Consider the following 12,516-nt stretch of genomic DNA (forward strand, 5'->3'; position numbering starts at 1 on the left):
GCGCCCTCTTTGTTCGGGATCGATCAGCGCGGCCCGCTATAGCCCACCGCGGCGCCGATCTGCTCGGCCGACCGCATCACCTGTTCGGCAAGGCCCGGCCGCAACTCGTCCGTCAGATAATGGGCGGCGCTGGCGATCGAGATGGCGATGCAGATCTTGCCCTTCGCATCGCGAATCGGCACCGCGATCGACCGGACACCGTCGCCCAGCTCGCTGTCGTGCAGCACCTCGCCGCGCGCCTTGTGCGCCCGCATTTCCTCCAGAAAGGCGTCGATCTGCGCGCGGTCCGCATTGCCGCCCTTCGCCTCGCCATAGAGGCGCTCCCACGTCGCCTCCTCCTCATCCAGCAGCAGCGCCTTGCCCAGGCCCGTTTCCGCGACAGGGCGGCGATCGCCCGGCGCGGTCGCGACGCGCAGCCGCTGGGTGCCGGTCACGCGGTCGAGGTGGCGGGAGAAATCGCCCTCGCGCTTGCCGACGAAGACGCAGAAGCCGGTGCGTTCCGACAGCAATTCCATGAAGGGGCGGGCGACGCGGACATAGTCGATCTGCTCGGTCGCGAGCACGCCCAGCTGCAACAGCTTGGGGCCGAGTGCGAAACCGTCGCGCGTGACGGCCAGATAGTTGCGCGAGCGCAGGGCCTGCACCAGCCGGTGCGCCGTCGTCTTGCTCATGCCCAGCTTGCGGGCGAGGTCGGCGGCGCGGATCGGGCCGTCGATCACCTCGTCCATGATGTCGAGCGCGCGCATCAGCGTCTGGGTGCCCTTGACCCCCTGCTCCTGTTTTTCGTCGGTATCCTGCATGGTCGTTCCGTTCGCGATGGCGTCCCACATATCGGACGCGTCCCATATATAGGAAGCATATCGACCAATTCGGACCGCTTGTCAGCAGCTTTGTTATACGCATGGAAAAGGCCCGCGAGTCGCGGGACCGGCGGGCCTTTTCCGGGTCAGTGGGTGCGGGTCAATATTGGATGGTGACGGTCACGGCGCGGCGGTTCTGCGCCCATGCGGCCTCGTCGGAACCGAGCGCGGCCGGGCGTTCCTTGCCATAGCTGACGGTGGTGATACGGCCCGGATCGATGCCGAGCGAGGCGAGGTAATTCTTCGCCGCATTGGCGCGGCGCTCGCCCAGCGCGATATTATAGTCGCGGGTGCCGCGTTCGTCGGCATGACCCTCGATCGTCACGCGCACCGCCGGATTCTGCTGCAACCAGGCGGCCTGGCTCTGGAGTGTCGCCTGATCCTCCGCATCGACATCAAATTGGTCGAGCGCAAAGAAGATGCGGTCCGACGCGACCGAGGCGATGAAATCCTCCTGGCTGCCCTTGACCGGGCCGGAGGGCGTGGCCGGGCCGGTCGGCGCGGTGGTGCCGCCGGTGCCGCCGGGCGCGGGGGGCAGTTCCGCCGGCGGCTTCTTCGAACAGGCGGCGAGCGCGATGATGGCGGTGGCCATAACCAGGGTCCGGGACAATTTCATCGGGGGTCTCCTTCTTGCGCTGTCGATCGCACAGGGGGGCAACGACAGGGTTCGTGATGTTCGTTACGCTGTCAAGACGACAGGGTTCCGCCGGGGGGTGTCCCCCATGCGAATCTTACGGCAGCAGCGGTCCCCAGGCCGGGTCCGAGCCGCTGAGCGGCGTCGGGATGCGCCGCTCGTTCACGCCGGTCAGATCGACCTGCCACACCTGGCTGCTGCCCTGGCGGCCCGGCGTGGTGCGGAAATATTGCAGCACGCGGCCATTGGGCGACCAGGTCGGCTGTTCGTCCTGCCAGCCATTGGTCAGGATGCGCTCATTGTCCCCATTGGGGGACATGACCGCGATCTTGAAGTCGCCCGACATCTTGGTGAAAGCGATGAGGTCCCCGCGCGGCGACCATTCGGGGGTCGCATAGCGGCCGCCGCCATGGCTGATGCGGCGCTGGCCGGATCCGTCGGCGTTCATGACATAGATTTGCTGCCCGCCCGACCGGTCGCTTTCGAACACGATCTGCCGGCCGTCGGGCGAATAGCTGCCGCCCACGTCGATGCCGGGCGTATTGGTGAGGCGCACCGGCGACCCGCCGCTCGCCGAGACACGGTAGATGTCGGTATTGCCCGCAACCGCCATGGAGAAGAGGATGCTGCGGCCGTCGGGGGACCAGCGCGGCGCGAAGGTCGGGTTGTTGCTTTCCGTCACCAGCTTCTGCTGGCCGCTGCCGATGTCGTAGACGTAGATCCGCACCCGGCTGCCCAGATAGCTGACATAGACGATCGACTTGTAATCGGGGGAGAAGCGCGGGGTCAGCGCGATCGACTGGCCATTGGTGATGAAGCGGTGGTTGGCGCCGTCCGAATCCATGATGGCGAGCCGTTTGACGCGATTCCCCTTGGGGCCGCTTTCGGCGATATAGGCGATGCGGCTGTCGAAGAAGGGGCTTTCGCCCGACAGGCGGGCATAGATGGCGTCGGCGCATTTATGCGCGGCACGGCGCCAGTCGCGCGGGGCAACGACATAGCCCTGGCGGGTCAGTTCCTGCTTCAGAGCCACGTCATAGAGGTAGCAGCCCACCGTGATGTCGGATTCGCCGCCGCTTGTGCGGACGAAGCCCTGGACCAGCGCCTGGTAGGCGCCCCATTTGTCATATTGCGGGAAGGTGACTTCGGGGAAGGCGATGGCGGGCAGCCCGCCTGGACCGGACGGGTCGAACAGGCCGGAGCCCTTGAGGTCGGACACGATCACTTCGGCGATCTTGCGGCCCAGATCGCTTGCGGTGCCGGCGGGGGTCGCGACCTCCTGCTGCGCGGGGAGCGGGGGGACGGCGATCTTCAGGTTGCTGTCGATCTCGCCGGTGACATCGACCGACAGCTGGGCCATGGCGGGCGCGGAAAGGGCGGCGGCCAGCGCGACCGTGGCGGCGAAGGCAGTGGGCGCCAGGCGGCGGAGGAGGGTGGTCTTCATCGGTTCAGCCTCGCGTCAAAGCGGAGTGGCCGGAGCCATTTCCATTGGTCATAATATTCGGGCGGCAGGTTGCGGAAGGGCGCGGCCAGCTTCACCGCCTGGATCGCGCGCTCCGCATGGAGCCGGGCCTGCGGCTGGTTGCTGGCCGTCACGCCCAGCTGATCGATCAGCTGGGGCGCGCCGATCAGGCCGCCATTCTTGTCGAGCCGCACCTCCAGCAGGGTGACGAGCTTGTCGGCATCCGCGCCGGACGGCGCGCGCCAATGGGGCTTGAGCTGCCGCCGGATTTCGGCGTCGAGCGCGGCCTTCTGCTGTGGTCCCATGGCGGCGGCGAGTGGCGGCGCGGCTTTGCGCGGCGCGTCCGCGCTGGTGTCGATGCCCTTGAGGAAATCCTTGCCCAGTAGCGACCCCTTGGGCTTGTCCGCCTTGCCCGCGCCGGACGCCCTGGCGTCGCTTTTGGCCTTGGCGTCGCTCTTGGCCTTGGCGTCGCTTTTGGCCGGCTTCGACGGCACGGCGGCGGCCTTGGGCTTTTCGGGCGCTGGCTTGGCCTTGGCCACCGGCTTTTCCGGCGTGGGCTTCGCTTTGGGCGCTGGCTTTTCCGGCGCCGGCTTGGGCTTGGCCGGGGTTTTGGCCGCTTCCTTCTTGGGCGGGGTCGGCTTCGGTTTGGGCGGTTGTGCCTTCGCCACCGGCTTGGGCGGCGGCGGAGCAGGCGTCGGCTTTGGCGGAGGCGGCGCGGGCGTCGGTTCGGGTTCCGGCGCAGGTTCGGGGAGCGGCGCGGGCTTGGCGTCCTGCGTCGGCCCTTGCTCCGGTGCGGAGCTCGGTGGGGGCGGCTGGGTCGAAATCTGTGGCGCGGTCGATTGCAGCGCCACCTCGTCCACCAGGCTGACGTCCATTGGCGGGGACTTGAGCTTCAACGGGTTGGGGGTGGCCAGGAACCCGGCCGACAGCAGGCCGAACAGCAGGACATGTCCTGCCGTCGCGACGCCAAGGCCGATCTTTTCCGCGCGATCCATATCCTCGACCTATGGCCCCTATTCTGAACCGCCGCTGTCCGAGCCAGAGCCCGAACCGGCGTCCGACCCGGCATCGGTGCTGACCAGCGACACTTTGTTGAGGCCCGCACGGTTGAGTTCGCCCATCACCCGCATCACCCGGCCATAGTCGAGGGCGGTGTCCGCGCGCAGGAAGATTTGCGGCGGCTCCGGCTGGCCAGCATGGGCCGAAGCGATTTCGGCCAGGCGGTCCGGCAGGTCGGCATCGCTCACCTGCGCCTCGTCGATGAAGAGGCCGCCGTCGCGGTCGATCGACAGAACGGTCGGCTTGGCGTCCTGGTCCAGCCCCTTGGCGCGGGTTTCGGGCAGGTTGACCGGCACGCCCGTCACCAGCAGCGGCGCCGTCACCATGAAGATGATCAGCAGCACCAGCATGACGTCGACCAACGGCGTCACGTTGATATCGGCCATCGGCGCCCGCTGGCGCCCGCGACGGCCGGACGGAGGACCGGACATCGCCATCAGCGCGTTCCCTGTTTTACAGCGATGCCCAAGTTCATCGCTTCTTTCTGTGCAGCGATGCCCAAGTTCATCGCTGCGCCTCCAACTCACGGCTCAAGGTCGAATAGAAGCCGTCGGCGAAGCGGGTCAGCCCCGATTCCAGCCGATTGATGCCATGGCTGAAGCGGTTGTAGGCGATCACCGCCGGGATTGCCGCGAACAGGCCGATGGCGGTGGCGAACAGCGCTTCGGCAATGCCCGGCGCGACGACCGCGAGCGAGCTGTTCTGTTCCGCCGCGATCGAGGTGAAGGCGCGCATGATGCCCCAGACGGTACCGAACAGGCCGACGAAGGGTGCGACGGAACCGATGGTGGCGAGGATGTTGAGCCGGTCGGACAGGCGGTCGACCTCCGCCGCGATCGTGCTCGACATCGATGTCGACAGCCGGTCGCGGGTGCCGTCGCGGTCGATCACCTTCTGCGCGGTCGATCGCCGCCATTCGGTGACGCCCGCCGCCATCACCTTGGCCGCAGGAAAGTCGGATTTTCCGCGCGTCTCGTAAAAACGGTCGATATCCTCGGCCTTCCAGAAGTCCGCCTCGAACTTGCGGCTTTCCTTGCTCGCCCGGCGCAGGGTGAAGCTGAAGCCGATGATCATCGCCCAGGTCCAGATGCTGGCAAGCAACAGGCCGATCATCACCCCCTTGACGACGATGTCGGCCTGCAAAAACAGGGCGAGCGGGGAAATGGTCGCGGCGTCGGTCATCGCGCCGGCAGGCAGGTTGAGGGTCATGGGTGGATGTCTTCCCCTTGGCAAAGGCGAGTGAAAATGTCGGTCCAGGCCTTGGGCTGCCGCTGCGGGCGGCCCTGCGGCGTCAGCCAGGCGACGGTGATGGTGGCGTCGGTCAACTGTTCCGCGCCCCGCATGACTGACTGATGAATGGAGCAGCTGGCCGCGCGCACGTCGGTGACGCGGCTCGACACCATCAGGTCGTCGTCCAGCCGCGCCGGGCGGCGGTAGCGGATCTGGAGGTCGGTGACGGCGTAGACGCCCCCGCCCGTTTCATGGGCGCAGCGCTGGTCGATGCCGGCGATGCGCAGCATGTCGGACCGGGCGCGCTCCATGTAACGGAGATAATTGGCGTGATAGACGAGGCCCGACAGGTCGGTATCCTCGAAATAGATGCGCAGCGGGAAATGATGCACGGCGGCGACGAAGCGTCCGGTCGCCGGCGCTGGCATCAATTCGGAAACGGGCATGGCGGGCTTTTAACCATGGCGGAGGCTCGGCGCAAAGCCGGAAATGCCGGTGGCGCAACCATTCCGTCGGTCATGGCGGCACGCTTCACCGCCTGCCGGATTCCATAGACGTCCGGTACTGGCCGTCGGCCGACCGCGCGGCTAAGGGGAATGGACGATTCAAGAGGGAGGATTGGAGCATGGCGGACATTCGCACGGTGGGCGTGATCGGCGCGGGGCAGATGGGGGCCGGGATCGCCCAGGTCGCGGCGCAGGCGGGCTATGACGTCATCCTGTCCGACGTCGACCTGCCGCGCGCGCAAAAGGGCGTGGCCGGGATTGGCAAGCTGCTCGCCCGCGCGGTCGAGAAGGAGAAGCTGACGCAGGCCGATGCCGATGCGATCCTGGCCCGGATCAGGCCGGTCGGTGAGGTCGCGCCGCTGGCCGACGCGCAACTGGTGATCGAGGCGGCGACCGAGCGCGAGGAGGTAAAGCGGGCGATCTTCACCAATGTCGGCGCGATCCTTGCGCCCGACGCGATCCTGGCCACCAACACCTCCTCCATCCCCATCACCCGCCTGGCCCAGGCGGCGCCCGATGCGGGGCGGTTCGTGGGCGTCCATTTCTTCAATCCCGTGCCGGTGATGGTGCTGGTCGAGGTCATTCGCGGCCTGGCGACCACGCCCGAGACGGTGGCGGCGGTGGAAGGCTTCGCCGCTAAGATCGGCAAGACGGTCGTCCACGCCTTCGACGCGCCGGGCTTCGTCGTGAACCGCATCCTGCTGCCGATGCTGAACGAGGCGGTGTTCGTGCTGGGCGAGGGCGTGGGCAGCGTCACTGACATCGACCAGGGCTGCAAGCTGGGCCTCAACCATCCGATGGGGCCGCTGACGCTGCTCGATTTCGTCGGCCTCGACACCGCGCTGGAAATCCTCAACGTCTTCCTCAGCACGACGGGCGATCCAAAATATCGCCCCGCGCCGCTGCTGGTCAAATATGTCGAGGCCGGCTGGTACGGCCGCAAGACCGGACGCGGCTTCTACGACTATTCGGGGCCGGAGCCGGTGCCGACCCGCTGAGAGTCCGTTTGGAAAATGCGCAGAAGCGCATTTTCGGTGGTGCGGAAAATCCGGCTTCAGCCGGAAGCAGGCTCTGACCGGTCAGCGCGGATAGGCCTCGTCCATATGGGCGAGGCTTTTCGCGATCAGCCCCTCCAGCACCGCCATGTCTATGCCCGACAGGCGCTTCACATAGAGGCAACCCTTGCCGCGCCGATGCGTGCCGAGCGGCGCGAAATCAGCGTCGTCCAGTCCGGCAAGATAGAGGACCAGTTCCGCCTTGCGCGGCGAAAAGCCGATCCGGCAACTCTCGCCCTCGCGTCCGCTGTCATAGCGATAATGATAGCGGCCGAAGCCGATGATGCTCGGACCCCACAGGCGCGGCGGCTCGCCCGACAGGCGCGCCATCAGCGCGGCGAGGGTCCGCCCGTCTTCCCGGCGCTCCGCCTGCTCCACGCCGGCAAGGAAGGCATCGACATCCTCCTGTGTCTGCGTGGTCTTGTTCTCGCCTGCCGCCATGGCTTGCCTTCCTCGCCCGATGTCCCTACAGGCTAGCGCGTCATCTGGGGAGTAGCCAGCCGTTCCGCGCCATGCGGACGGGCCATATGTCAACATATTTGGCCGAGAGGCCATGGCATATGGGAGGCGGATCGCAAGCATCCGCATCGGGCGAGACCAATGGCATCGGCGCTTTTCTGTCCGGCCGGGCGGGAGGCGACGGTGGCATTGCGTCTGTTCACCTCCGCCCGGCCCCGGAACGTCTCGATGGAAGCCCTGCTCACCTCCTCCGCGCTCGTCGCGCTCGCCGAAATGGGCGACAAGACCCAGCTGCTCGCCATGCTGCTCGCCACCCGCTTTCGCAAGCCGGTGCCGATCATCCTGGGCATATTGTTCGCGACGCTCGCCAATCATTTCCTTGCCGCGCTGGTCGGCCATTCGATCGCGGGCGTGCTGGACCAGGGCTGGTTCCGCTATGCGGTCGCCGCCTCCTTCATCGCCATGGCGGCCTGGACCCTGATCCCCGATGTGATCGACGAGGATGCGCCCCTGAAGGCGCCGTCCGGGGCGGGCGTGTTCATGACCACGCTGGTCGCCTTCTTCCTGGTCGAGATGGGCGACAAGACCCAGGTCGCGACCGTGGCGCTGGGCGCGCGGTTCGACGATCTGGTCGCCGTGACCATGGGCACGACGCTGGGCATGATGATCGCCAATGTCCCAGCGGTGCTGTTCGGCGAGGCGCTGGCGCGCAAGGTGCCGATGCGGGCGCTCCAGATCGGCGCGGCGCTGCTGTTCCTGGCGCTCGGCCTGTGGATGATTGCTGACCTTCGGGGCTGGATCGGGTAAAAAGACATGCTCGCGCCGCCGGGCGGTTGTCAGCGCGCGGCGGCTGTTGCAAGGGGATGGGCAGTCATTCCCCTGAAGCGAAAGATATGGGACGCGCGTGATGAAGGACAGTCTGGTTACGATCTTCGGCGGCGGCGGCTTTCTGGGCCGCCAGGTCGCGCAGGCGCTGATGGCACGGGGCGCGCGCGTGCGGATCGCGCAGCGCGACCTGGCGAGCGCGGTCAAGGTGAAGTCGCTCGGCAATCTGGGCCAGAGCCAGTTCGTGGCGGCCGACATCCGCAAGCCGGAGACGGTCGCCCGCGCCATTGCCGGCAGCGATGTCGTCATCAACCTGGTCGGCATCCTGGCCGGCGATTTCGAGGCCTTCCATCATCAGGGCGCGGCCAATGTGGCCAGGGCCGCATCGGCGGCTGGGGTCAAGGCGCTGGTCCATGTCTCCGCGATCGGCGCCGACGCCGCCAGTCCGTCGGCCTATGGCCGGTCGAAGGCGGCGGGCGAAGAAGCGGTGCGGGCGGCCTTCCCGACCGCGACCATCATCCGCCCCTCGATCATCTTCGGGCCGGAAGACCAGTTCCTCAACCGCTTCGCCGACATCATCCGCCTGGCGCCGGTGGTGCCGGTGATCGGCGCGGCGACGAAGTTCCAGCCCGTCTATGTGGCCGACGTGGCGCAGGCGATCGCCAATGCCGCCGAGCAGCCGGGCGTCCATGGCGGCAAGACCTATGAGGTCGCCGGGCCGCAGGTGATGAGCATGAAGGAGATCAACGCCTGGATCGCCAAGGCGATCGGCCGCGACCGGCCGCTGGTCGAGGTGCCCGGCGGCTTCGCGTCGCTGCTGGCGATGCTGCCCGGCGGGCCGATCACGCGCGACCAGCTGGCAATGCTGGGCCGCGACAATGTGCCGGCGCCCGGCGCGCCGGGGCTGGAGGCGCTGGGCGTGGCGCCCACGCCGCTGGGCGCGGTGGCCGACAAGTGGATGGTCCGCTATCGCAAGCATGGCCGCTTCGCCGGCCGGGCCAAGGCCTGATCGCGCCGGCCCGTCCTGCTGCCGACCCGTCCGGTCCGGCTCGACGGGCCGATCATCGGTCGCGACCGGCCGTGCCGGCGCGTCCTTGCCTTTTCGCTGCACTGCGGCATGGTGCGGCTCCCGTCGGTTGACGCCTTTCGACCCTTCCTCGGTACAGGGGGAGGGTCTGGCGCGGCTGGCCCCATTTCTCGCCCCATCGAGGATCGCACACCCCCATGGACATGCATTATCTGACGGTCATCCTGCTGGGCATCGTGGAGGGGTTGACCGAATTCCTGCCCGTGTCCTCGACCGGCCACCTGATCCTGGCGAGCGAGCTGCTGGGCTATGACGCGTCCACCTGGGCGATGTTCAACGTCGTCATCCAGCTGGGCGCGATCCTGGCGGTGGTGGTGCTCTACTGGCGGACTTTCTGGGCGGTCGCGATGGGTCTGTTGCGGCGCGAGCCGGTGAGCTGGCGCTTCCTGCGCAATCTCGTCATCGCCTTCATCCCGTCCGCCATCATCGGCCTGGCGCTGCACGACTATATCGAGATCCTGCTCGGCGCGCCGCAGGTGGTCGCATGGGCGCTGATCGTGGGGGGCGTGGCGATCCTGCTCATCGAACGGATGGTGAAGGAGCAGCGATTCCACGGCATCGCCGACATCCCGCTGCTGCGCGTGGTCGGAATCGGCCTGATCCAGTGCATTTCGATGATTCCCGGCGTCAGCCGGTCGGGCGCGACGATCATGGGCGCGCTGACCCTGGGCGTCGAGCGGCGCACGGCAGCGGAATTCAGCTTCTTCCTCGCGATCCCCACGATGCTGGGCGCGAGCACGCTGGAACTGCTCAAGAAAGGCGACCGGATCACCAGCGCGACGGTGGGATGGGACAGTATCGCGCTGGGCTTCGTCGTCTCCTTCATCGTCGCCCTGCTGGTCATCAGATGGTTTGTCGGCCTGGTGTCGCGCCAGGGCTTTGCGCCCTTCGCCTGGTATCGAATCATTGCGGGCATCGGCGCGCTGATCTGGCTGTGGATGAGGTAGGGCCGGATCGGAACTAATATTTGAAAGATTATTACAGGATTTTGCCGCAGCCGCGAGAAAAGCCCGTAAAATAGGTAATATATACTGACGTAAATGGCAAAATCCGCGTGACTCTGCGGGTTTTTCTGCTATGCGCGCTGCTGAAACAGATTCAGGGACGTGCCATGGCTGACAATCCGATGCTGAAATTCGTGGGCTTGGGCCAAGCCTATCCGGAAAAGCGCGCTGCCGACGACCGCGCCGACGATTTTCTGGAAATCAGCCGCAGCTTCATCCTCGACAAGGCCGAGGAGCAGGCGTCGCGCTGTTCGCAATGCGGCGTGCCCTATTGCTCGACTCATTGCCCGCTGCACAATCATATCCCGGACTGGCTGCGTCTGACGGCAGAGGGGCGGCTGCGCGAGGCCTATGAGCTGTCGAACCTGACCAGCACCATGCCCGAAATCTGCGGCCGCATCTGCCCGCAGGATCGCCTGTGCGAAGGCAATTGCGTCATTGAATTTTCCGGCCATGGCGCCGTCACCATCGGCAGCGTCGAAAAATACATCACCGACACCGCCTGGAAGGAAGGCTGGGTCGAACCGCTCGTCCCCGGCAAGCCCACCGGCCAGTCGGTCGGTATCATCGGCGCGGGGCCGGCCGGCCTCACGACCGCCGAATATCTGCGCGTCGCGGGCTATGCGGTCCATGTCTACGACCGGCACGATCGCGCGGGTGGCCTGCTGACCTATGGCATTCCCGGCTTCAAGCTGGAGAAGGACGTGGTCATGCGCCGCATCCAGCGACTGAAGGACGGCGGCATCGTCTTTCATGAGAGCTTCGAGGTCGGCCGCGACGCGACGCTGGAGCAGCTGCGCGAGAAGCATGACGCGGTCCTGATCGCTACCGGCGTCTACAAGCCGCGCGACATTCGCGCGCCGGGCGTCGGCGCGCCGGGCGTGGTCAAGGCGCTCGACTATCTGACCGCCTCCAACCGCGCGGGCTTCGGCGACGCCGTGCCCGAACATGAGGATGGCACGCTGCTGGCGACGGGCAAGAATGTCGTCGTCATCGGCGGCGGCGACACGGCGATGGACTGCGTCCGCACCGCGATCCGCCAGGGCGCGGCATCGGTGAAGTGCCTCTATCGCCGCGACCGCGACAATATGCCCGGATCGCAGCGCGAGGTCGCCAATGCCGAGGAGGAAGGTGTCGAGTTCGTCTGGCTGACCGCGCCGATCGCGTTCGAGGGCACCGAGCATGTCACTGGCGTCAAGGTGACGAAGATGCGCCTCGGCCAGCCCGACGCATCGGGCCGCCGCGCGCCCGAACCCGATCCGGGCAGCGAGCATGTGCTGGACGCGGACCTGGTCATCAAGGCGCTGGGCTATGACCCGGAGGAACTGCCCAGGCTGTTCGGCAGCGAAGACCTGTCGGTCACGCGCTGGGGCACGCTGCGCGTCGATCACAAGACGATGATGACGAGCGTCGATGGCGTGTTCGCGGCGGGCGACATCGTGCGCGGCGCATCGCTGGTCGTCTGGGCGATCCGTGATGGCCGCGACGTGACCGAGCATATGCACCGCTATCTGAAGGCGAAGGCCAAGGCGGGCGAGAAGGTGCCGGCGTGATGCGCCTCGCTTTCCTCTCCTTGCCGCTGCTTTTGCTGTCGGCTCCACTAGCTGCGCAGGTTCAGCCCGCTCCCGCGCAGGGGGCCGACGTACAGTCCGTCGATCCGGAATTGCTGGCGAAGGCGCAGCCGATCGCCTCCGTCATCCTGCCCGATGGCACGATGGAACGGATGATGGGGCCGATGATGCAGAAGATGATGGCTCCGATGATGGACGGCATGACCAAGATGCCGATCCGCGAGTTCCTCAAAGTCGGAGGCATGGACCCGGACAAGGCGGACAGCCTTGGCGAAGGCACGATGGAGGAGATGATGGCAATCATCGATCCCAGTTTCCGCAAGCGGATGGATGTGATCGTCAACACCATGATGCCGGCTATGGGCCGCTTCATGGGACGGTACGAACCGGAAATGCGGGAAGGCATGGCGGAGGCGTTCGCCTATCGCTACAATGCGGCCGAACTGGACCAGATCGCGGCCTTCCTGAAAACGCCCATCGGTGCCAAGTTTGGCGCGGGCTTCATGCAGTTGGCCACCGATCCGCATTATCTCGGTCGGATGCAGAAGATCATGCCCGACATGCTGCGAGCGATGCCGGAGATTATGAAATCGTCCGAAGCTGAACTGGCCAAGCTGCAGAAGCCGCGCAGCTATAAAGACCTCACCAAGGCCGAACGTGACCGTCTGACCGCATTGCTCGGGGCGGACGCAGGCAAGGCCAACTGAAAAAGACGCCGGCAATGCCGGAACCAATGGACTGACAGAGGCCGTACCGAAGAAGCG

Annotated in this window: 14 protein-coding genes and 1 riboswitch; of the genes, 6 read left to right on the forward strand and 8 right to left on the reverse strand. The window is 66.5% G+C overall.

Annotated elements, in window-relative coordinates; translation table 11 throughout:
• Positions 1 to 23: 23 nt before the first annotated feature.
• The 7 genes from K3M67_RS14845 to K3M67_RS14875 form a co-directional block, all read right to left on the reverse strand.
• Positions 24 to 800, reverse strand: coding sequence for an IclR family transcriptional regulator (locus K3M67_RS14845; protein WP_066865355.1), 777 nt, complete (start codon positions 798 to 800; stop codon positions 24 to 26).
• 160 nt (positions 801 to 960) lie between these two features.
• Complete coding sequence (gene pal, locus K3M67_RS14850; RefSeq protein WP_066865123.1) at positions 961 to 1,476, reverse strand: peptidoglycan-associated lipoprotein Pal; 516 nt, start codon at positions 1,474 to 1,476, stop codon at positions 961 to 963.
• A 115-nt stretch (positions 1,477 to 1,591) separates the two neighbouring features.
• Positions 1,592 to 2,938 (reverse strand): Tol-Pal system beta propeller repeat protein TolB, encoded by a 1,347-nt coding sequence (gene tolB / locus K3M67_RS14855; protein ID WP_066865120.1) that lies wholly within the window; start codon positions 2,936 to 2,938, stop codon positions 1,592 to 1,594.
• Positions 2,935 to 3,951, reverse strand: a complete 1,017-nt coding sequence (gene tolA / locus K3M67_RS14860) for a cell envelope integrity protein TolA (RefSeq protein WP_285831870.1) — start codon at positions 3,949 to 3,951, stop codon at positions 2,935 to 2,937. The genes tolB and tolA overlap by 4 nt, the downstream gene beginning before the upstream one ends.
• 18 nt (positions 3,952 to 3,969) lie before the next feature.
• Positions 3,970 to 4,452, reverse strand: coding sequence for an ExbD/TolR family protein (locus tag K3M67_RS14865; protein ID WP_066865114.1), 483 nt, complete (start codon positions 4,450 to 4,452; stop codon positions 3,970 to 3,972).
• Positions 4,453 to 4,519: 67 nt separating this feature from the next.
• A complete protein-coding gene (gene tolQ, locus K3M67_RS14870) occupies positions 4,520 to 5,224 on the reverse strand; it encodes a protein TolQ (RefSeq protein ID WP_066865111.1) in 705 nt (234 codons plus the stop codon).
• The gene (locus tag K3M67_RS14875) at positions 5,221 to 5,691 is read right to left on the reverse strand and encodes a YbgC/FadM family acyl-CoA thioesterase (RefSeq protein ID WP_066865108.1); all 471 of its coding nucleotides are present in this window, start codon (positions 5,689 to 5,691) and stop codon (positions 5,221 to 5,223) included. Before K3M67_RS14875 ends, tolQ begins: the two co-directional genes overlap by 4 nt.
• A 179-nt stretch (positions 5,692 to 5,870) precedes the next feature.
• On the opposite strand from K3M67_RS14875, the gene K3M67_RS14880 reads away from it, so the two are divergent.
• Positions 5,871 to 6,749, forward strand: coding sequence for a 3-hydroxybutyryl-CoA dehydrogenase (locus tag K3M67_RS14880; RefSeq protein WP_066865105.1), 879 nt, complete (start codon positions 5,871 to 5,873; stop codon positions 6,747 to 6,749).
• An 81-nt stretch (positions 6,750 to 6,830) separates the two neighbouring features.
• Here the strand turns inward: K3M67_RS14880 and K3M67_RS14885 are convergent, their stop codons facing one another.
• Complete coding sequence (locus tag K3M67_RS14885) at positions 6,831 to 7,247, reverse strand: DUF1801 domain-containing protein (RefSeq protein ID WP_066865102.1); 417 nt, start codon at positions 7,245 to 7,247, stop codon at positions 6,831 to 6,833.
• Between the two features lie 33 nt (positions 7,248 to 7,280).
• A riboswitch (yybP-ykoY riboswitch) is annotated at positions 7,281 to 7,476 on the forward strand.
• A 17-nt stretch (positions 7,477 to 7,493) separates the two neighbouring features.
• Here K3M67_RS14885 and K3M67_RS14890 point away from each other — a divergent pair.
• The 5 genes from K3M67_RS14890 (at position 7,494) to K3M67_RS14910 (ending at position 12,459) form a co-directional block, all read left to right on the forward strand.
• Complete coding sequence (locus K3M67_RS14890; protein WP_066865352.1) at positions 7,494 to 8,072, forward strand: TMEM165/GDT1 family protein; 579 nt, start codon at positions 7,494 to 7,496, stop codon at positions 8,070 to 8,072.
• Between the two features lie 100 nt (positions 8,073 to 8,172).
• Positions 8,173 to 9,099, forward strand: a complete 927-nt coding sequence (locus tag K3M67_RS14895) for a complex I NDUFA9 subunit family protein (RefSeq protein WP_066865099.1) — start codon at positions 8,173 to 8,175, stop codon at positions 9,097 to 9,099.
• A 215-nt stretch (positions 9,100 to 9,314) separates the two neighbouring features.
• Entirely contained in the window at positions 9,315 to 10,124 is an 810-nt protein-coding gene (locus K3M67_RS14900) for an undecaprenyl-diphosphate phosphatase (protein ID WP_285831871.1), read from the forward strand.
• A 164-nt stretch (positions 10,125 to 10,288) separates the two neighbouring features.
• Positions 10,289 to 11,734, forward strand: a complete 1,446-nt coding sequence (locus K3M67_RS14905; RefSeq protein WP_066865093.1) for an NAD(P)-dependent oxidoreductase — start codon at positions 10,289 to 10,291, stop codon at positions 11,732 to 11,734.
• Complete coding sequence (locus K3M67_RS14910) at positions 11,734 to 12,459, forward strand: DUF2059 domain-containing protein (RefSeq protein ID WP_066865090.1); 726 nt, start codon at positions 11,734 to 11,736, stop codon at positions 12,457 to 12,459. The genes K3M67_RS14905 and K3M67_RS14910 overlap by 1 nt, the downstream gene beginning before the upstream one ends.
• Positions 12,460 to 12,516 lie beyond the last annotated feature (57 nt).

Origin of the sequence: Sphingobium sp. V4, from assembly GCF_029590555.1 — a bacterium.
GTDB lineage: Bacteria > Pseudomonadota > Alphaproteobacteria > Sphingomonadales > Sphingomonadaceae > Sphingobium.

Bases quoted from the DNA above. Each gene is read 5' to 3' on its own strand.
- K3M67_RS14845 (WP_066865355.1), bottom strand. From the start codon at position 800: ATGCAGGATACCGACGAAAAACAGGAGCAGGGGGTCAAGGGCACCCAG.
- pal (WP_066865123.1), bottom strand. From the start codon at position 1,476: ATGAAATTGTCCCGGACCCTGGTTATGGCCACCGCCATCATCGCGCTC.
- tolB (WP_066865120.1), bottom strand. From the start codon at position 2,938: ATGAAGACCACCCTCCTCCGCCGCCTGGCGCCCACTGCCTTCGCCGCC.
- tolA (WP_285831870.1), bottom strand. From the start codon at position 3,951: ATGGATCGCGCGGAAAAGATCGGCCTTGGCGTCGCGACGGCAGGACAT.
- K3M67_RS14865 (WP_066865114.1), bottom strand. From the start codon at position 4,452: ATGGCGATGTCCGGTCCTCCGTCCGGCCGTCGCGGGCGCCAGCGGGCG.
- tolQ (WP_066865111.1), bottom strand. From the start codon at position 5,224: ATGACCCTCAACCTGCCTGCCGGCGCGATGACCGACGCCGCGACCATT.
- K3M67_RS14875 (WP_066865108.1), bottom strand. From the start codon at position 5,691: ATGCCCGTTTCCGAATTGATGCCAGCGCCGGCGACCGGACGCTTCGTC.
- K3M67_RS14880 (WP_066865105.1), top strand. From the start codon at position 5,871: ATGGCGGACATTCGCACGGTGGGCGTGATCGGCGCGGGGCAGATGGGG.
- K3M67_RS14885 (WP_066865102.1), bottom strand. From the start codon at position 7,247: ATGGCGGCAGGCGAGAACAAGACCACGCAGACACAGGAGGATGTCGAT.
- K3M67_RS14890 (WP_066865352.1), top strand. From the start codon at position 7,494: ATGGAAGCCCTGCTCACCTCCTCCGCGCTCGTCGCGCTCGCCGAAATG.
- K3M67_RS14895 (WP_066865099.1), top strand. From the start codon at position 8,173: ATGAAGGACAGTCTGGTTACGATCTTCGGCGGCGGCGGCTTTCTGGGC.
- K3M67_RS14900 (WP_285831871.1), top strand. From the start codon at position 9,315: ATGGACATGCATTATCTGACGGTCATCCTGCTGGGCATCGTGGAGGGG.
- K3M67_RS14905 (WP_066865093.1), top strand. From the start codon at position 10,289: ATGGCTGACAATCCGATGCTGAAATTCGTGGGCTTGGGCCAAGCCTAT.
- K3M67_RS14910 (WP_066865090.1), top strand. From the start codon at position 11,734: ATGCGCCTCGCTTTCCTCTCCTTGCCGCTGCTTTTGCTGTCGGCTCCA.